Raw genomic sequence first — 17937 nt, 5'->3', positions numbered from 1 at the left:
TGAGGACGATATCGCAACCGGAACACGGCGGAAATGGGGAGGCGTTCGGCTTGGTAAATCAATCGTTGAGGCCATCAACCGTCGATTTACGGATCCAAGTCTGGCGCTGGGTCCTGGCGCTGGGTCCTGGCACCGGCCGGCTTGCTGCCTCCTTTTGAAGCAGCTGTTGCGCAAAATCCGCACTTCACGGGCAATGTGCCGTGGGCGCTTTGAATCTTTTTGACTGTGTAGGGGGGCACCGTGCTTTCTCGCACGTGGGGCGCGAAGGAAGTTTGCGATGTTCGAAACAGTGACTGCATTGATGGGTCTACTTGGTGCCGGGATCTTCCTGGCTCACGTGTTCGAGGGGGTGCGCTGGGCCTGAGGTTCAGCTCCTTGGTTCGTTGCGTCTACCGATCATGAAAATCGGCTCGTTCGGAAAGTTTTAATCAATTCGAGCGAGCATTGATTCGGAGGGTGTATCATGCGCAATCATGACCTTGTCTCCGACGGCTTCCTGGCTCTGACTGCGGCAGGCTTGGCGCTGCTTTGCTCGAGCCTATTGGCTTTCGCTTTTACCTAAGACGAGAACGCGGTCGCGCGTCCGCTCGAATGGGCGGTGGCGGTGCGCGCAGCCCGAATGCCGTTTTGCCCGCCCAAGTCCGGGTTGATGGGTCAGTAATCCGGACCCAAATTTGCTAACCAACACCTGCCGCTTGGCCGTGCCCCCGGCTCGCAAAGCCGTGAGCTGACTTCGCGGCGGGCAATGACGCGAAACGATCAGCGGCTGCGACGAAATCATTTTTGCAAGTGCACGAAGACGGCCAGAAACCGGAGCGCGCCAACATTCGCTCCCTCAATGATCAAACAGCGGAGTTCGATCATGTGGACTGTTCTTAGCTTGATTTACCGATTTTATTGCCGGGCTCGTCTGATGGAGATGCGAAAACATCATCTTGCAGCCACCACCTGGTGAGCTCAAACGAGATTCTTTTGCCACCGCGGTACAGAATTTGAGTTGCAGCCGTTTTGGATGAGAAGTGTCATGCTTGCCGAAAAATTCTTTTTGATGCTGGAGACCATGCTGACGGGCCGAGTTTACGCTGACGGCGCCCCACGTGTCGTGAGCACCTCGCCCCACGTGCCGGTCAAATTGCCCGAGCCCAAACAGTCCAAACAGGGTTGATCTCGGCCGGCGACAATCGGGGGGACGGTTTTGGCGCGATGGTGGTCGACCGGAGCAAATTTTCCGGATGCACCGAATCATCTATGAGTTGGCGCTCCTCCGTCAGCTTGAAGCGCGCCGATGAAGGACAGCCGGGCCGCCGAAGGCTCCAGGAACGACCCGACCTCGACGACGACGCCCGCACCTCGCCAGCTCTTCGAGGCTGGCCTGCAGCACTTGAGCGCCGGATTTTGCCAACGTGGTCGCACGCGTGCGGAGCGAACTGGCAATGCTGATTGGCGGCTTCTCAAGTCAGTAGACGCGTTCCTTGGGCGGGATGCTCGGCACGTCGTTGGAGAGCGGCTGCAGATGCACCGGGCGGTAGTCGAGCCGAACCCGGCCGTCCGCATCGAGCCATGACAGCGTGTGCTTCAGCCAGTTCACATCGTCCCGCTTTGGAAAATCTTCGCGGGCATGGGCACCCCGGCTCTCGGTGCGGCCGATCGCGGATGTTACGCTGACGCTCGCTTGCGCCAGCATGTTGTCGAGCTCGAGCGCCTCGACGAGATCGGTGTTGAACATCATCGAACGATCGGCGACCGACAGATCGCTGCGCATCATGTCGACGACTTTATCCAGCTCGCGCTCCCCTTCCTCCAGCAGTGAGCCGGTGCGGAACACGGCGCAATGCCGCTGCATGGTCCGTTGCATCGCAAGTCTGATGTCGCCGGCGCCGGTCTTGCCCTTTGACCACCTGATGCGGTCGATCCGTTCGATGGCGCGCTCGGTTGGCCCCTGCGGCGCCTGCGGATGGCTCTCACCGGCGCGCAAGGTCTCCGTCACGCGGTGAGCTGCGGCGCGGCCGAACACGACGATGTCGAGCAGCGAGTTGGATCCGAGCCGATTGGCGCCGTGCACCGAAACGCACGCCGATTCGCCGATCGCCATCAGGCCCGGAACGATCGCGTCCGGATTGCCACTGTGCTTGGTGACCGCCTCGCCGTGCAGATTGGTGGGCACGCCGCCCATGTTGTAGTGCACCGTCGGCAGCACCGGGATCGGCTGGCGCGTGACGTCGACGCCGGCGAAGATCCTCGCGGTTTCGCTGATCCCGGGCAGGCGCTCATGCAGGACGGCGGCGCCGAGATGTTCGAGATGGAGCTCGATATAGTCCTTGCGGGGGCCGCAGCCGCGTCCCTCGTTGATCTCGATGGTCATGGCACGACAGACGACGTCGCGTCCGGCGAGATCCTTGGCAGTCGGCGCATAGCGTTCCATGAATCGCTCGCCTTGCGAATTGGTGAAATAGCCGCCCTCGCCGCGCGCGCCTTCGGTGATCAGGCAGCCCGAGCCATAGATGCCGCTGGGATGAAACTGCGTGAACTCCATATCCTCCAGCGGAAGGCCAGCACGCAGCACCATGGCGTTGCCGTCGCCGGTGCAAGTATGCGCCGCCGTGCAGGAGAAATAGACGCGGCCATAGCCGCCGGTGGCCAGCACCGTACGATGCGCCCGGAACCGATGCAGCGTGCCATCCTCCAGGTTCCAGGCTATGAGGCCGCGGCAGGCGCCGTCATCATCCATCAAAAGGTCGAGCGCAAAATATTCGACGAAGAACACCGTGTCGTGCTTCAGGCACTGCTGATAGAGCGTGTGCAAGATGGCGTGACCGGTGCGGTCGGCCGCCGCGCAGGTGCGCTGGGCCATCTGCTTGCCGAAATCGATCGTCTGTCCGCCGAACGGACGCTGATAGATCTTGCCCTCGCTGGTGCGCGAGAACGGGACGCCGTAATGTTCGAGCTCCAGCACGGCGGGCGCGGCCTCACGACACATATATTCGATCGCATCCTGGTCGCCGAGCCAGTCGGATCCCTTGACCGTGTCGTACATGTGGAAGCGCCAATTGTCGCCGTCGCCCATGTTCCCGAGCGAGGCGGCCATGCCGCCCTGCGCCGCGACGGTGTGGCTGCGCGTTGGAAACACCTTGGTGATGCAGGCCGTCTTCAGTCCAGAAGCCGCCATGCCGAGCGCAGACCGCAACCCGGCGCCGCCGGCGCCGACAATGACAACGTCGTAGCTGTGCTCGACGATCTCGTAGGCGTCTGTCATCGTGTCATCCCTGGGGAAAGATTTGACGATGCCGGAATCAGATCAAACCCCAGGCATCATGCTGGGACCACGGTGCACAGTAGTTCGCCCCCGCCCTTGCGTGAAGCCCCCGCAAAGCTCAATCACGTGATAAGGATTCGGCGTACGCGAAGGCTGTCACTTTCCAGAACATGACGACGTCGGCGATGTCCTGAACGCTTTAATGTCCGCCCTGCTTTCGCGGATCGTCGGCGGCATCGTGATAATCAAGCCCAAGCGGCCCTATCGCCGAGACCTGGGTGACGTATTCACCTGACTTCGCCCAGTGGAAGTGCCAGGTCTCGCCGGGCAGCACGATGACGCTGCCCGGCGGATAGGCCTTCACCTTGTCGCCGTCGAACGTTTCACCGAGGCCGATATAGAACACACCAGACATGACCGTGTAGATGCGATCTTCCGGGTGCTTGTGCGGCATGAGCTTGGTGCCTCCGGGCACCTTCACTCGGACCACATAGGGTCCGGGTTCGGCGGGATGGCCTACCAGAACGGCGAGGCGCGCCGCCGGCGGGAAAGCCGGAAAGGGTTGCCAGCTGATGTCTTCGGGCAGGATTGATCTGAAACTCGACTGATCCGGCTGATGCGGCCGCGACATTTGTGCTTCTCCTGATTTCAAGGCAGCGACACGCGTGACATCCCGATCACTGGACCAGCTTGGCGTCCAGCGTGATCGTGGCGTTGAGGACCTTGGACACCGGGCAGTTCTTCTCGGCTTCGCCGGCGATGCGCGTAAATGCCGCTTCGTCGAGGTTGGGTACCTTCGCGCGCAAGGTCAAGGCCGAGCGACTGATGCGAAATCCCTGCCCTTCCTGCTCGAGCGTGACGGCTGCCTCCGTTGCGAGCTCGGTCGGCGTGAAGCCCGCCGCCTGCAAGCCGAACGCCAGCGCCATGGTGAAACATCCCGCGTGCGCCGCCGCGATCAGCTCCTCGGGGTTGGTGCCCTTCTCGCTTTCGAACCGTGTTTTGAACGAATATGGAGTCTCGGCCAGCACACCGGACTCGGTCGTCAGATTGCCATTGCCGGAGCGACCGTTGCCGTGCCAGACCGCGTTTGCTTTTCTGATCATTTGCTGTTCCTCTCCTTGCTTGCGCTTCGCTCAAACCGTACGCTTGAGAATGTTGGGATCGACCGGCATCTTGCGCAAGCGCTTTCCGGTCGCTGCGTAGATCGCATTGCCGATGGCGGGCACGATGGCCGACGCACTGGTCACGACGCGGATGCGCTGCGACCGAACGGCAGCCTGAGACTCAGCACCAAGCCGCCGCCAATGGCAGCGCAGGTTGCCCGCCCTCCTCTGTCTCGTCCGCACATCCGAACGCCTCGGTGCCTGACAAGCGTGCCGTCGCTGCACCTGTCGCCCCATTACATTCGCGCTGAGCCGGAGAAAATGCCCGTTATGTATTGTTAGGCCCTGTTAGGGACTGCGAGAGACAACGCGCTGGTCCGAGCGGAAAGCGTCGACACTTTCCGGGCGCAGTGGACGCAAGCTCGGAGCCCTACAAGGGAGGCGGAACAAACCCGCCGAACTCGCGCGCCAGCAGGCCAGCAAAGGCGATTGTCGTGCGATCCCCAAGGTAAGGCCCGATGACCTGCACGCCGAGCGGCAATCCGGATGGGGAACGGTCGATTGGAACCGCAGTCGCCGGCAGGCCGCAGGTGGATGCGGGGTCCGCCCATATGAAACACGCATCCTCGTAAGAATAGGCCGTTCCGTCGATATCGAGATGCCGCGCACCGAGCGGCTCTGAATGGTCGTGCGGAAACGCCGGGACCGCGGCCGCCGGGTAGATTACGACGTCCCAGTCACGAAAGAACTGGCTCCACTGTTGCTGCAACTGCAGGCGGGCCGCATCGGTTGCGAGCCAGTCGCGATGGTTTACCACAGTGCCGCGCATGCGCTCGGCCTGCAGGCTGTGATCGTCGGCCGACAGCGCCGCGGCGGCCCGCGATGCCTCCGCAAAAGCGTCCGCTGCCATACGCGGGCTGCGCGCCGCGTTCAACAGTTTCATGTAGAGGCGGGCCGAGTCCGCGAGACTTGGCAAGGATGCGCTGTTGTGCGCGACCGTGACGCCGAGCCCGGCGAGCCGCTGTGCCAGATTTCCGATGGCTGTCCGCACCGCATGGTCCGTCGGCATCAGTGGATGGGTATCGACGACGAGAACGCGAAAGCTCCTGAGATCGGCGTGCCGCGGCGCAGGCAGCGCCAGACGGTAGCCGATGCCATCGCGCGCCTCGTCCGGCCCGGCGATCACATCGAGCCCAAGTGCAAGATCGGAGGCGTGCCGCGCCATCGGGCCTGCCACGGCAAGATCGCCGCGGCCCGGTACGGGTCGTGCAGGCGGCAGGCTGTAGCCGCGCAACGGGACCAGATCGAAGCTCGGCTTGTGGCCAAAGACACCGCAGAAATGCGCCGGCACCCGGACGGAACCGCCGATATCCGACCCGATCGACAGTGGCCCGAACCCGGACGCGAGCGCGGCCGCAGAGCCGCCTGAAGAGCCGCCGGGCGAGCGGCCCAGGTCCCAGGGATTGCCCGTGGTCCCGTAGATGTCGTTATAGCTCTGAAAATCACGCAGCCCGATCGGAATGTTGGTCTTGCCGATGATGACGGCACCCGCCTGCTTCAACCGCGAGACGACGAGTGCATCTTCCGTGGGCATGAAATTCCGGAACGCAGGGAATCCCCATGTCGACGGCAGTCCGGCAACGTTGAAGGGCTCCTTCAGGGTTACAGGAATGCCGAGCAACGGCCCCTGCTCGCCGCGGCCGAGCGCAGCATCGGCGGCCCTTCCCGCATCGCTAGCGCGCTCGAAGTCGCGAACCACCACGGCATTGATGCGCCCGTCCAATGCCTCGATGCGCGCGATCACATGCGCGAGCAGTTCGGATGCGGAGATTTTCCGCGATTGCAAGGCCTGCGACAGCTCGGTGATCGAGCAGAAGTCCCACTCGGACGCCGGGGGACCCGACGGAGGTGCACCCTGTGTCTCCGGCTTCTCTTTGCTGGCCTCGGACATCCGATGACTCCCCCGCATCCCTGCTTCACGGCGATCGGCCAGTATGGTCCTTAGTCCAGGCGGGCGCGACGATGGTGACTGAGGTGCCGAGGCGACCGCTATCCCCGTGGATCTCAGCCCCGATGCTTTGCGCCAGGCGCTCCAGGATGCGGCCGCCGGTGCCCTGAAGCGAACCGCCGGCACCAATTCCGTTATCCGCTACTGTACAATACCAATTGCCATTCCGCTTCAGCGCCTCAACGCGGATCTGTCCAGCACGGCCGCCCGGAAATGCATGCCTTGCAGCATTCGTGACAAGCTCCGTCACCATGAGGCCAAGCCGATGACACTGCGCCGCTGGCAACGTTCCGCCATCGATCATCGCTTCGCATCGGATACCGGTGGGCTCCAGGATCGCCTCCGACAAGGCGCCACACAGGCTTGCGAAAAAGTCGGCAACCGCGAGCACTTGATGCTCCGCGTCACCCGACAGGATTTGGTACAGCCTGGCGAAGGCGGCGACACGCCGTTCAATCCGATCGACCGCCTGAGATAGTCCGTTCGCCCCTCCGCGCGCAAACTCCCGGCGAACCGAGACCCCGAGCAGGGTCAACGTGTTCTTCATCCGATGGTTGGTTTCGCGTAGCACGAGTTCCCAATCGCTCGCTGACTCGTCGGCATGGGGCGCCTGCTGCGATTGAAGAATGCTTTCGTGGATTCGTGAGCTGCGATCGAGCACCGTATCCTCCCGAATTGAATGGGACTTGACCTGCGATGCAACCCCATAATGGACCAGGCGGATGATTTGCGCTCGTTAAACGATGCGAGATTCTGTTATGTTCGCCGCTCTGGCACGAGACGCGTCCTTGAACTAAAGTGCCGGGTGGACGGAGTGCATTTCGATAAAAATTGGGCGAAATCGGCGACTGTGCCGGTCTTTGGGGGCAACGAAGCTTCCAGTCGATCCCACGAAGAGGAAGACGTGCCCAATAGTCAAACCGAGGACTCCGCGACCTCGTTCGGCCCTTTCAGGCTGTTTCCCAAGGCGCGGCTCCTGGAGAAGAACGGTGACCCCGTTCACATCGGAGGCCGCGCGCTCGACGTTCTGATCTTTCTTGCGGAGCGGCCCGGCGAAGTCGTCAACAAGAGAGAGCTGGTCGAGCATGTCTGGGCCGATGTGAATGTGGACGAAGGCAGCCTTCGGTTCCACGTGACGGCCTTGCGCAAGGTGCTCGGCGACAACGCTGCGCGCTATGTCGTGAATGTGCCCGGTCGCGGCTATTGCTTTACGGCGCCGGTTGCGCCGTTGGCAAAATCACCGGCCGCGCAATCCGCGGGCCTGCCCGCGAGCAACCATTCGCTGCCTGCTCCGCTCACCAAGATGATCGGACGGGCCGAGGCCGTCGACAAGGTCTCGACGGCACTGGCCCAGCAGCGCTTTGTCACCATCGTCGGCCCGGGCGGCATCGGCAAGACCTCCGTTGCCATGGCTGTCGCGCATCGGCAGCTGGCTACCTTCGATGGCCAGGTGTTCCCGGTTGATTTCGGTGCTCTCAAGGACACGCTTCTCGTCCCCAATGCGATCGCTTCGGCACTGGGACTGACTGTCAGTTCCGATGATCCCCTGCCCGGCCTGCTCACCTTCCTGCGCGACAAGCGCATGATGCTGGTCTTCGACAGCTGCGAGCATGTCCTGGACACGCTGGCGCCGCTCACGGAAACGATCGTTCGCGAAGCAACTGATCTTCACGTCCTCGCGACCAGCCGCGAATCTTTCCGGACCGAGACCGAGCAGGTCTACCGGCTGTTCCCGCTGGATTGCCCTCCCCAGCGCAGCGGCTTGAGTGCTGCCGACGTGCTTGCCTATCCCGCGGCGCAGCTGTTCATCGAGCGGATCACCGCACACCTGGGTGAGTTCCAGCTCAGCGACCGCGACGCGCCGCTGGTTGCGGACATCTGCACAAGGCTTGACGGCATTGCGCTCGCGATCGAGCTCGCCGCCGGACGAGTCAATGCCTATGGGATTGCCGGCATCGCGTCGCTGCTCAACAGCCGCTTTTCACTGCTGTGGCACGGGCGGCGCACCGCAGTCCCCCGGCACCAGACGTTGAGTGCCGCGCTTGCCTGGAGCTACGATCTCTTGCCTCCCGCCGAGAGCGCTGTGCTGCGTCGATTGTCGATATTCGTCGGGCCGTTCACACTCGACGCCGCGATCGCGGTTGCGGCCGGCGACGGTGTCAGCGAGCCCGACGTCATCGAGACGATCGCGAACCTGGTGGCGAAATCGTTGATCACGACCTCTTCTGCCGTGGGCCCGCTGCGCTATCGCCTGCTGGATACGACCCGCGCCTTTGTCGCGCAGAAACTCGCGGACGCCGGCGAAACCGACAGGGTCGCGCGTGTCCATGCCAGATACTTCAGTGCCCTGCTGGCAGACATCCTGATCAAGCCGACGACTGCTGCGCGCAATGCCGGTTTCCTGCCACATGCCGAACATATCGCCAATGTCCGCGCTGCGCTGGACTGGAGCTTCTCCGACTGCGGCGACCGGCAGATCGGGGTGGAGCTTGCCGCGGCGGCAGCTCATTTCTTCCTGGAGCTGTCGCTGTTGTCCGAGTGCTACCGCTGGTGCGAGCTGGCCCTCGCCTCTCTCGATGCCTCGCCGATAGGCCCACGACAGGAGATGGATCTGCAGGCTGCGCTCGGCGTGTCGATCATGTTCACCAAGGGCAATACGGAAGCCGTGCACTCGGCCTTTGTGCGCAGCCTCGACCTTGCCCGATCTCTCGACGACGCGCACTGGCAGTTATGGCTCTTGCGCGGACTCCACATCTATCTGACCCGGATCGGCGATTTTGCTGGTGCGTTGCGCGTCGGCGAGCAAGGGGCGGTCGTTGCGCAAGTGCTGAACGATCCCGCAAGCACGCTGAATGTCGAGTGGATGCTTGGCGTTGCGCATCATTTGATCGGCAATCAGGCACCGGCGGTCGCACTCTGCCAGAGCGCGATGACGCAAAATCCAAGCTCGCAGCGGCTCAACATCCTGCACCTCGGATATGACGACCGCATCGTGGCCCTGGTGGCGCTGGCGCGAAGCTTCTGGCTGACCGGCCAACCGGATCGGGCCGTGGAGGCTGCGCGATATACGGTGGCCGAGGCCGAGCGTCTCGACCAGCCGCTGACGATCGGAATTTCCCTGGTCTGGACGATCTATGTGTTTCTCTGGATCGGCGACTGGGCGAGTGCCGAACGCATGATCGAGCGTTTGATCGATCATGCGGCCAAGCATTTGCTCGGTCCCTATCATGCCGTCGGCATCGGCCAGAAGGGAGAACTCCTGGTTCGTCGCGGGGACGTGCGTGCGGGAATTGAGCTTCTGCGCCGCAGCCAGGCCATGCTCGACGCAACACGCCACCGGATCATGACGACGATGTTTGCAACCGCCTCGGCCGAGGGCCTCGCCGCGCAAGGCGAGCTCGATGAAGCACTGCAAACGATCGACCGGGCCATCACCCGGATCGGCGATGGCGGTGAAACCGCCGATCTGCCCGAAATGTTTCGGGTCAAGGGACATATCCTCGGCTTGTGCGGCCGCACCGCCGAGGCGGAGACGAGCCTGCGCCGATCCCTGGACATTGCTCGTCATCAATCCGCGCTCGGCTGGGAATTGCGCACCGCGCTCACCCTCGGGCGGCTTTGGCAGCGGAGCGGTCGCGATCACAAGGCGCGTACGCTGATTGCACCGCTTTATGCCCGCTACGAGGAAGGTCTCGGAAGCCTCGATCTGGTCGCCGCCCGAACCCTGCTGGACGCGCTAAAACCCTAGGTAGGCCAGCTAGATAGCGTCGGGCAAAAGCTCGCAACTCCTAACAACTTCTAACACGCCAAATCCGAGCCGGCCCGTCATGGTGGCAGCAGGTCGGGATGCCTTACCTGCTGTGCCCGGCCTGACGACGGAATCGGCGAAACATGGCTCTTCTTGATGACGCAATTGAAGCCAGCGGAGGTTGGATGCGCTGGAGTAGCTTCCGGCAATTTACATTGCAGCTCTCTATCGACGGCGCTTTCTTTTCCCGCGTGGGCCAGACCGGTCGCTTCAAGGAGGTCGTCGCCGAGGGATCGACACGGACACAGTCGGTGCGATTTAGCGGATTTGCCGATCCCGGCATGGGCGGGCTCTATCAACCGGACTGCGTCACCATCGAGAGCCCCGAGGGCAACGTCCTGCGGACCTGGCGCGATCCGCTCGAGGCGTTCTGCGACCACACCCAACGGACGGCATGGGACGAGCTGTATCTCGTCTTCTTCTGTGGCTTTTCGATCTGGAATTATCTGACGACACCGTTCGTGCTGACTGATCCGGACGTCAAGATAGAGGAGCTGTCGCCATGGCACGAGCATGGCCAGGAGTGGCGGCGCCTTCGCGCTACCTTTCCGCCCGACATCGTCACGCATTCCCGCGAACAGACGTTCTATTTCGATGCGACAGGCCTGCAGCGGCGGACCGATCACGATCTCCTCGGCGTCCCGGTCGCGCATTATTCGTGGGCGCATCAGCCATTTTCCGGCATCGTGGTCCCAACGCTGCGGCGGTCGTTGCAGCTCAACCCCGACGGTACGGCGATCGCCAAGCCGTCGCTCATCGACGTGGAAATTTTCGACGCGGCCTTCACGTAGTGACGCCGCGTGCCGACCATGGCCATGTCCCGGCGCGGAACGAACTGCGTTCCGAGGTTGATACTCCGGCTCACCATAAACCGGGCTCCGGGCGATGTTGGGTAGCAATTCGGTAGCCAGATCTGGATAAACTTCTTGAGACGGGCCGAAAAGCTGAGCAATTCCAACACTTGGAAGGGTGGCCGAGTGGTTTAAGGCACCGGTCTTGAAAAACTCCCGTGACCGTTGCCAGCCGTCCGTTGATGTCCTGATTTGTCTGCTGCGTCAGGGGCTTCCACCCGACGCAACGCCGCTTGCATCCAGCGGCGTCTAGTCCCGTCCGTAGGTGTCCAACACATCTTGGGACAGAGTTTGGACAAAAGAAAAGCGCGGGACCGAAGCCCCGCGCCATTCTGCGGACGCCCGCGAGAATCAACCAAGGGTCACCCGAAAATTGAAAGATCTGTAGGGATCGAGCCGATTGGTATTCGCCGGAAATGTCTTTGCGCTACTGCCGCCAACTACGTTTTCGAGCTCCAAATCGCTCAGCTCAAACTTGATGGCACTGGGCTGATTTGGCTCGGGACGATCTGCGCACATTGTATGATCTCCTCTCGCGAGGCCGTTAGTGCATTACCAGCGGCTCAGTGGGGACGCTTTGAGCACCGCCACTGGCGCTATAGGAGCTTATAAAAACGTTCGACATTTCGTATTTAAGATACTCCCCGCCCCCCACGACGAGGTCCAGATCCGCCTCCGTCAACGCAATCACGGCCTTGTCGGTCAACTGCTCACGTGGTGCAGATTTGGTCATGCTTTTCTCCTGCGGCTGGCGGTGACAATTGCCTGATCTTTTCTAGCGCGTATGTGGGCTTGGTCACAGTTCATCCCAATCGCGAGGCCGGTGCGGCCTGAAGTGGATTTACGGTCGGTGTGACGCGCTTCACAGTGCCGCGGCATGTGCGCTTGCTCTTCCAACGAGTGAGGGGCCACCTCGACGCTGCGGAAGAGGGTGTGCGATATGTGTCGCACCAGCGATGCGACCTGGAGCAAGCTAAAGCTGGTGCCCGAGCGGCGCGGGGATAAGGGCGCTCAGCGAACCATTTCTGATTTCGCAATCGAGGCGATCGTCTCCTCGGGCGGCATTTGACTTCCCGGCAGTGTAAGGCGCTTTCGCGAAGTGGCCTCTTTGGCAACTGCGGCTATCGAATTACCGGCCGTTCGAACTATTTTGGCCAGATCCTCCTCGGAGACCTTCAAACGCTTTCGCACAATCCGGACCTGCACGCGATCGCTAAGGTCAAGCCTGTTGCGCGCGCCAGTGACATGGCGTCGATGCATATAAGTCTCTCCAATCTTGACTGGGAGGTTGATCAAGTCCGGACGGGCGTTACGCCGCCCGGACCTTGATCGGTGACTGTCCCGCTCCTCACGAGGATTCCGTCTCCGAAAAATAGAAGCCACTGGGACCGCTGCGGGTTCCCTTGGTGTCATAATTTCCCTTTACACACCATCGCTCAAGGCTGGCTGATGCACGAGAGCGGCACCTTTGTCCGGCTCACCGAGGCAGGCGCCGCGCTGTTCGCGTGATAATCCCGCCGCGGTTTGTGGGAACGCGAACGGAGCCAGTAAGCGAGTAACTCTGGCGCATTTGTACGCCACGACGCTGGCCCTTTATTCGAGCGGCTGATCGTCCTCTGTAGAAGTTGTCCACTCCAAAGAACAGATGTCGCCGCCGCCATAGTCGTCCTCTGCCGGTGGCTGCCGCCGCTTACGCCGGAGCACATCTCGACATACCGATGCCCAAGCGCCAGACATCGCACGGTTGATGAAATAATCGGCCGCCACAAGGGTGCGCTCAGCCAAAGAGACTGTGAAGTTCATTGCGAAGCCTATTTACTCGTTGATATGACCTCAGAGTACTGGCCCGCATGGCCACAGACTGTGCCCCGGGTCACGTTAAGTCGCGGTCGATCAGCGGCCCAACCGAGACGATCTCCGACATTTTTGATGACCGCCTCTCTTGCGCCCGGCAATGGATCGCCGGAGTTCGAAGCGCGCGGTCGATGGACCGCATCTTGCGCAAGCACGGCTTCACCGAAGTCAAGCCAGGGAGATGGGAAAAGCCAGCAAATCGAGATCGCAAGCGTTCATGATCAATCGGCCGCCGATCGCCAAATATCCTCCGGCCAGCTTGGTTGTCATCGCCTTCTCAGCACTACAGCGCTTTCGATCGATCTGACTGTCTTCATGGTTCGGCCGTTTCGCTGCCCGAATCGTAGTTGACCCTGCGACATGCTGAAGTGCTCTCTCCGCTTCGGGCTAAACCGCTCCACCGTCATACAGCCTCCAGCGGCCGGGGGCGGTGGAGCGGGATTTCATTGCTCCGTGAAAATATCGAGTTTCACCATCGGGAGACTGTGACCAGCCTAACAGTCAGTCCAAGTACCGCGCGATAGGCTTTTCCCCGCTTAGACCGCGCTCGTCGGCCTTGGCTCCCGCTCCACCGCTTATCGCTCCCCCCCAGCCGCAGCGGTGGGGCGGGATGACTTGCGAATGCGAATTACGATAACGAGCCGCGCGGCCGGATGTACGCCCGCGGCGGGAGAGGCCTCGGTTAACAGCCGGGGCCTTTTCATTTGCCGATGACCGAGAGCGCCGTCTTCAAGAAGCGCCTCGCCATTGGCGACGGGTCCAGTCCAGGGAGAAAGTACAGCAAGATTAAGTCGAGCCGTGCTTTCTTGCTGTGCCGAAAATCGCAAAGACGCATTGAAACTGGACGAGAGCGATACCTTGTCTGGCTCTTCGAGGCTGGCGCGGCCCTGTTTTGCGTGACAAAAAAGCCGCCGCGGTTGTGGGGTCGCGAACGGGGTCATTAAGCGAGTTACTCTGCCGCCACGACGCTTGCCCTTCATTCGAGCGGCTGATCGTCCTCTGTAGAAGTTGTCTGCTCCAAAGAACAGATGTCGCCGCCGCCATAGTCGTCCTCTGCCGGTGGCTGCCGCCGCTTACGCCGGAGCACATCTCGACATACCGATGCCCAAGCGCCAGACATCGCACGGTTGATGAAATAATCGACCGCCACAAGGGTGTCTGTGAAGCTCATTGCGAACTCTGCTATTTACTCGTTGAGACAACCTCAGCGTATTGGCCCGCATGGCCCCAGACTGTGCCCTGGGTCACGTCGAGCGCGACGCGATCTCCTTTTGCGATGCGATCGCGCACGCTCTCGACCATAGCCTTGAAAACTTGCTCGCCGATGCCCGGGATTTTCTGAGACCGTGATGAAAGCTGTTTATCGATTCCAATCTGATCTAGCGTCACACGAGAGAATGGTTCGGTTTCGTTACCATTCTTTTTAGGTTGGCCTGGACCTAACCGCCCTGCCTGCTTTTCAGCATCAAGCATAATCCCAGCCGACGCTCAGCTCGTAGCCGCAATTCTGTGGCGTCGATCTCGAGCTGGGTGTCCTTGGCCATGCGAGCGTAAGCCCTCATCGCCTCTGACTTGTCGCGGATGTCCTTCACCTCGTCGACACTTCGAGATTCGGCCAATGCCGAGCGCGCAGCCTCGTATCGGAGTAGCTGCGTCACTCGCCGTACCTCGTGGGCCCGACTGGGAGACCGCCGACTCGCAACCAGCCGTCCAACCACATGCATCCGGGCCTCTGTGACAAATCTCACTGTTCGGCGACTGTGGTCAAAGCATGACTCAGCACATTTCAGACGGAGGAGCAGGACATGAACCAAAAGAACCCCGAAGATCACGTCAACGAACTGACCGATGAGCAGCTCGACAAGGTATCGGCAGGGGCACCTTCCAAGGCCTCTTCCAAACCGACCTCAAGTGGCGGCCTCTTCGAGGTCGAAGACTACAGCTTCGATATCGAGCAGACCCTGGGTATTGGGTCTAGATAAGTCTCGCTCCGAAGAGCTTGAGACTTCCCCGGCGCCGCGGAAGAAGGCGGCCAAGAAGCAAGCGCGGTGTCCAAGCGGGAACGGCTCCCAGCGAGTCTGCTGCGATGAGTGAGCAGCTGATCAGGACGGCGGCAGAGCTCGCGACCGCACACCATAAGGGCGAGATCGCAAGCAACCCCATGCTCAAGGTCGAGCAAGATACCGAACCCGGATTGCCAACCGGCCGATGACGGCGAGAGCGAGGGCGATAGCATCGGCGAAGGCCTCGAAGAAAGAGAGCTCGCCGCGTTGGTCGCGGGCTTCAAATCGTCCAGCCTCTATCCCGTCATCGTGCTGGCAACCGCGTCCGGTTGCTCCCAACGCGCTGATGTTTCCGGCCGTGCCCGAGGCGGGCGAGCACGTCGATCTCGCCAAACCGCCCAATCCGCGCAACTTCTCGAAGGAGTTTGCGCGCCGCGCCGGGCTGATCAAATTGGACGAGAGGGATTTTGGCAACGTGCGGTTCCACGATCTCCGCTGCGGCCACGCGACCGCCCTCCTCGATGCCGGCATTCCGATTCACACAGTGGCACATCGGATCGGCGATGATCCGGCCATCCTGCTCCGCAACTATGTCAAGCGGAAGCGGTCCATGCAGGCCGACCAGTCCCTTACGACTGCGCTCGGCAATCTGGCATCCACCTTTCTGAAGTAGGATTTGTGATCTTTGCCACGATGCCCCTTGTCATCAGCGTCACGATCAGGTTGATGGCTACTACCGCGTGCTTGGGACCATCTTGGGTCCAAGTTCTCGGAGCGTTCTTCAGGAGCATGCGTTAAGCGATTGAAATCATTGATCTGGAAGGGTGGCCGAGTGGTTTAAGGCACCGGTCTTGAAAACCGGCGTGCCCGCAAGGGTACCGTGGGTTCGAATCCCACCCCTTCCGCCAGTATCCTGTTCTCCGTTGTTCGCCACCGTTCGGAATCCACAGTAATCTCAACGGCTTGCTTGCAAACGCTGTACTTCAGCGTTCGCCGATGTTCTCTCCAATCAGAACGCAAACCGTAGTCTTCCACCGTGGGTTCGGAGGACGGTTTTCACCGGAGAAGCACATGGCAGGCAAACTAAACCCCTCGACGTCGAGCGCCAAGACGCCCGGCAAATATGCCGACGGCGCGGGGGCTCTATTTGATCGTCGCAAGCGAGAAATCGAAGAATTGGTCATACCGATACTGGTTCAAGGGCAAGGAGCGCTGGCATGGCCTCGGCTCCTTCAAGGATGTTTCGCTGAAACAAGCTCGCCTCTTGCGTGACGCGGCGCGCTTGCAGGTCCGCGCCGGCGTCGACCTCGTCCAGGAGAAGCGGGCCGCGCGCGAGCAGGCAAAGGCTGCCGAAGCTGCGGACACCCTGCCCTACCCTATGCTGATGCGTCACGGTTCATGGTCGACCTCTCAGCGGCCACCGGCACCGCCGCTGCAATGCTTCGCTTTCTGATTTTCACCGCGTGCCGGACAAACGAGGCTGTTGCGGCGCGCTGGTCCGAGATCGACTGGGCCGGCTCGACACCAAGCTCTCAAAGCCAAACTATGCGGTGTGGGTTCTGAAATGTGAGAACGCCACTTACAGGATAAGCCGACATCCCAACTTGGTAGCGAAGGTGGAAAAACTTGAATAGGGGTGGTGGCGCTCGCTACCTTGCGGCACGAGTTACTTTTGAAAGATTGCTTTTTGGGCCTGGTCTCCAAGCAAGCCGATCGCCCCTACCAGAACTGCAATCATCCCGCCATGAACAGGGTGATGGACTCGTTCTAAGACTCCGCCTGCGGGAACGCTATCCTGGGCGAGCGTTGCGGCCGCCGGAGACACCCTGCGGCCGCAACGGTACGTTTTACAGAGGCACGACCTTCGCCGGCGGACTGTACGCCGGCTGAGGATAAACACCAGGGCCGTTACCAGGGTTACCCCCGATGGCAGCGCCGATAGCATCATCAACTGCCTTTGTGATGTACTTGCCGAGGTCGGAGACCCCGCCACACACCGACTCGACTTCCGTGTTAGTGAGTTCACGCATTCCACTCATGACTTTCCTCCTTTGCATGTGAACATCTGGCTCGAAGCAAGCCAGTGCACTGCAGTCGGGTTTGATACGGGAGGGTGGTTTTTCTGTCCGTGTGAGCAATCACACGCACCTTACAGTGACAGTCAGCCTCGCCATGAATGGTCCATGCGGAAGGCCAATCGGGTCGACCACTGTGACCAGCCTAACAGTCGGCCCGAGTACCGTGCGATAGTCTTTTCAGGCTTAGACCGCGCGTCGGCCTTGGCTCCCGCTCCACCGCTTATCGCTCCCCCAGCCGCTGCGATGGGGCGGGATTGCGATCAACCCGAATGCGAATTTACGATAAACGGAGTGAGCCGCTTGGCCGGATGTACGCCCGCGGCGGGAGAGGCCCCGGTTCAGAACCGGGGCCTTTTCATTTGTGAAGCTCTGCGGACGGCTAGCCACGTAAGAAGGCGGCCAAGAAATACAGGCTTGGCCGTTGATTTACCTCTTGCGCGCCCTGAGGTTGCCGGAGGCGTTCGGCACTCCAATTCCGCAACGTCGCATTGACTCAACTGGTGCGGGACGATTAGATCGGCTTTTCGTAGTGGGGTTGAGTTATGCGCGCGTTGTATCTTTTGGCCGTAGCAAGCATGCTTGTCTTGAGCACCAAAGCGACGGAGGCCAGCCAAGTATTCTATTTGCAACCTAACGGAACGTACGAACTCTCGGGACCATTCGACAATGCCGGGGGCTTTGTCGCTGGGGAAGTTGGTTTCGCGAGCTATGGCTGATTCTGGGTGACGCGGCCTGATCAGGCGGCGTGGCTTTCAGTGGTCGGAATGACCTCGATGCCGTCAGTAAACTTTACACCGGCGATGACCTTCGGCAACTGATTTGTTCCTTTCAGTCGGCGCCATGTCTTCGATGCGGCGTCGATCAACTTGAACACCATCAGCTTCGCGGTTTTCGGCGAGAGCGATCCTTTCGTTCGCACCGTCCGGTGCCGCACCGTGGAGAACACGCTCTCGATCGGATTCGAGGTGCGCAGATGAGC

Annotated in this window: 16 protein-coding genes, 1 tRNA gene and 1 pseudogene; 7 read left to right on the top strand and 11 right to left on the bottom strand. The window is 61.1% G+C overall.

Annotated features, from left to right (window positions below):
- Positions 1 to 1024: 1024 nt before the first annotated feature.
- Complete coding sequence (locus A3AI_RS49010; RefSeq protein ID WP_198030316.1) at positions 1025 to 1165, top strand: hypothetical protein; 141 nt, start codon at positions 1025 to 1027, stop codon at positions 1163 to 1165.
- 291 nt (positions 1166 to 1456) lie between these two features.
- On the opposite strand, the gene sdhA is transcribed toward A3AI_RS49010, so the two are convergent.
- From sdhA to A3AI_RS0135730, 5 genes are all read right to left on the bottom strand, one after another.
- Entirely contained in the window at positions 1457 to 3253 is a 1797-nt protein-coding gene (gene sdhA / locus A3AI_RS0135755) for a succinate dehydrogenase flavoprotein subunit (protein ID WP_024520124.1), read from the bottom strand.
- 199 nt (positions 3254 to 3452) lie between these two features.
- Positions 3453 to 3884, bottom strand: a complete 432-nt coding sequence (locus tag A3AI_RS0135750) for a cupin domain-containing protein (protein WP_024520123.1) — start codon at positions 3882 to 3884, stop codon at positions 3453 to 3455.
- 46 nt (positions 3885 to 3930) lie between these two features.
- Positions 3931 to 4356, bottom strand: a complete 426-nt coding sequence (locus A3AI_RS0135745) for an OsmC family protein (protein WP_024520122.1) — start codon at positions 4354 to 4356, stop codon at positions 3931 to 3933.
- Between the two features lie 430 nt (positions 4357 to 4786).
- Positions 4787 to 6307 carry an amidase gene (locus A3AI_RS44140; protein WP_051382634.1) on the bottom strand — a complete coding sequence of 507 codons (1521 nt, stop codon included), beginning with the start codon at positions 6305 to 6307 and terminating at the stop codon, positions 4787 to 4789.
- 25 nt (positions 6308 to 6332) lie between these two features.
- Positions 6333 to 7025 carry a sensor histidine kinase gene (locus A3AI_RS0135730; RefSeq protein WP_024520121.1) on the bottom strand — a complete coding sequence of 231 codons (693 nt, stop codon included), beginning with the start codon at positions 7023 to 7025 and terminating at the stop codon, positions 6333 to 6335.
- A 243-nt stretch (positions 7026 to 7268) separates the two neighbouring features.
- On the opposite strand from A3AI_RS0135730, the gene A3AI_RS0135725 reads away from it, so the two are divergent.
- Positions 7269 to 10112 carry an ATP-binding protein gene (locus A3AI_RS0135725; RefSeq protein ID WP_024520120.1) on the top strand — a complete coding sequence of 948 codons (2844 nt, stop codon included), beginning with the start codon at positions 7269 to 7271 and terminating at the stop codon, positions 10110 to 10112.
- A 185-nt stretch (positions 10113 to 10297) separates the two neighbouring features.
- Complete coding sequence (locus A3AI_RS0135720) at positions 10298 to 10963, top strand: hypothetical protein (protein WP_245287027.1); 666 nt, start codon at positions 10298 to 10300, stop codon at positions 10961 to 10963.
- Positions 10964 to 11567: 604 nt separating this feature from the next.
- On the opposite strand, the gene A3AI_RS0135715 is transcribed toward A3AI_RS0135720, so the two are convergent.
- The 5 genes from A3AI_RS0135715 to A3AI_RS0135700 all read right to left on the bottom strand — a co-directional run bounded on the left by A3AI_RS0135715 (position 11568) and on the right by A3AI_RS0135700 (position 14350).
- On the bottom strand, positions 11568 to 11756 hold the full coding sequence (locus A3AI_RS0135715; RefSeq protein ID WP_024520118.1) for an Hcp family type VI secretion system effector: 189 nt from the start codon (positions 11754 to 11756) through the stop codon (positions 11568 to 11570).
- Between the two features lie 278 nt (positions 11757 to 12034).
- Complete coding sequence (locus A3AI_RS46690) at positions 12035 to 12283, bottom strand: DUF3606 domain-containing protein (protein ID WP_084801145.1); 249 nt, start codon at positions 12281 to 12283, stop codon at positions 12035 to 12037.
- A 333-nt stretch (positions 12284 to 12616) separates the two neighbouring features.
- Complete coding sequence (locus A3AI_RS48340; RefSeq protein WP_156928100.1) at positions 12617 to 12826, bottom strand: hypothetical protein; 210 nt, start codon at positions 12824 to 12826, stop codon at positions 12617 to 12619.
- 1027 nt (positions 12827 to 13853) lie between these two features.
- On the bottom strand, positions 13854 to 14048 hold the full coding sequence (locus tag A3AI_RS48335; protein ID WP_156928099.1) for a hypothetical protein: 195 nt from the start codon (positions 14046 to 14048) through the stop codon (positions 13854 to 13856).
- Positions 14049 to 14059: 11 nt separating this feature from the next.
- Complete coding sequence (locus A3AI_RS0135700) at positions 14060 to 14350, bottom strand: hypothetical protein (protein WP_156928098.1); 291 nt, start codon at positions 14348 to 14350, stop codon at positions 14060 to 14062.
- 332 nt (positions 14351 to 14682) lie between these two features.
- Between A3AI_RS0135700 and A3AI_RS48330 the strand changes: the two genes are divergently transcribed.
- The 4 genes from A3AI_RS48330 to A3AI_RS0135670 all read left to right on the top strand — a co-directional run bounded on the left by A3AI_RS48330 (position 14683) and on the right by A3AI_RS0135670 (position 16333).
- Complete coding sequence (locus A3AI_RS48330; RefSeq protein ID WP_156928097.1) at positions 14683 to 14859, top strand: hypothetical protein; 177 nt, start codon at positions 14683 to 14685, stop codon at positions 14857 to 14859.
- 367 nt (positions 14860 to 15226) lie between these two features.
- Complete coding sequence (locus A3AI_RS0135680) at positions 15227 to 15553, top strand: site-specific integrase (protein ID WP_024520115.1); 327 nt, start codon at positions 15227 to 15229, stop codon at positions 15551 to 15553.
- Positions 15554 to 15698: 145 nt separating this feature from the next.
- Positions 15699 to 15788, top strand: a tRNA-Ser gene (locus A3AI_RS0135675).
- A 215-nt stretch (positions 15789 to 16003) separates the two neighbouring features.
- Positions 16004 to 16333: an Arm DNA-binding domain-containing protein gene (locus A3AI_RS0135670; RefSeq protein WP_024520114.1), complete on the top strand. Its 330-nt coding sequence runs from the start codon at positions 16004 to 16006 to the stop codon at positions 16331 to 16333.
- 1361 nt (positions 16334 to 17694) lie between these two features.
- Here the strand turns inward: A3AI_RS0135670 and A3AI_RS44130 are convergent.
- A pseudogene (locus A3AI_RS44130) lies at positions 17695 to 17937 on the bottom strand (IS256 family transposase); the annotation flags it as partial.

It is taken from the genome of Bradyrhizobium sp. Tv2a-2 (assembly GCF_000472425.1).
Taxonomy (GTDB): domain Bacteria; phylum Pseudomonadota; class Alphaproteobacteria; order Rhizobiales; family Xanthobacteraceae; genus Bradyrhizobium.
This window is presented reverse-complemented; position numbering and strand designations above follow the sequence as displayed.

What these genes read in the sequence shown, in the direction of transcription:
- A3AI_RS49010 (WP_198030316.1), top strand. Translation starts at nt 1,025, where the DNA reads ATGCTTGCCGAAAAATTCTTTTTGATGCTGGAGACCATGCTGACGGGC.
- sdhA (WP_024520124.1), bottom strand. Translation starts at nt 3,253, where the DNA reads ATGACAGACGCCTACGAGATCGTCGAGCACAGCTACGACGTTGTCATT.
- A3AI_RS0135750 (WP_024520123.1), bottom strand. Translation starts at nt 3,884, where the DNA reads ATGTCGCGGCCGCATCAGCCGGATCAGTCGAGTTTCAGATCAATCCTG.
- A3AI_RS0135745 (WP_024520122.1), bottom strand. Translation starts at nt 4,356, where the DNA reads ATGATCAGAAAAGCAAACGCGGTCTGGCACGGCAACGGTCGCTCCGGC.
- A3AI_RS44140 (WP_051382634.1), bottom strand. Translation starts at nt 6,307, where the DNA reads ATGTCCGAGGCCAGCAAAGAGAAGCCGGAGACACAGGGTGCACCTCCG.
- A3AI_RS0135720 (WP_245287027.1), top strand. Translation starts at nt 10,298, where the DNA reads ATGCGCTGGAGTAGCTTCCGGCAATTTACATTGCAGCTCTCTATCGAC.
- A3AI_RS0135715 (WP_024520118.1), bottom strand. Translation starts at nt 11,756, where the DNA reads ATGACCAAATCTGCACCACGTGAGCAGTTGACCGACAAGGCCGTGATT.
- A3AI_RS46690 (WP_084801145.1), bottom strand. Translation starts at nt 12,283, where the DNA reads ATGCATCGACGCCATGTCACTGGCGCGCGCAACAGGCTTGACCTTAGC.
- A3AI_RS48340 (WP_156928100.1), bottom strand. Translation starts at nt 12,826, where the DNA reads ATGAACTTCACAGTCTCTTTGGCTGAGCGCACCCTTGTGGCGGCCGAT.
- A3AI_RS48335 (WP_156928099.1), bottom strand. Translation starts at nt 14,048, where the DNA reads ATGAGCTTCACAGACACCCTTGTGGCGGTCGATTATTTCATCAACCGT.
- A3AI_RS0135700 (WP_156928098.1), bottom strand. Translation starts at nt 14,350, where the DNA reads ATGCTTGATGCTGAAAAGCAGGCAGGGCGGTTAGGTCCAGGCCAACCT.
- A3AI_RS48330 (WP_156928097.1), top strand. Translation starts at nt 14,683, where the DNA reads ATGAACCAAAAGAACCCCGAAGATCACGTCAACGAACTGACCGATGAG.
- A3AI_RS0135680 (WP_024520115.1), top strand. Translation starts at nt 15,227, where the DNA reads ATGTTTCCGGCCGTGCCCGAGGCGGGCGAGCACGTCGATCTCGCCAAA.
- A3AI_RS0135670 (WP_024520114.1), top strand. Translation starts at nt 16,004, where the DNA reads ATGCCGACGGCGCGGGGGCTCTATTTGATCGTCGCAAGCGAGAAATCG.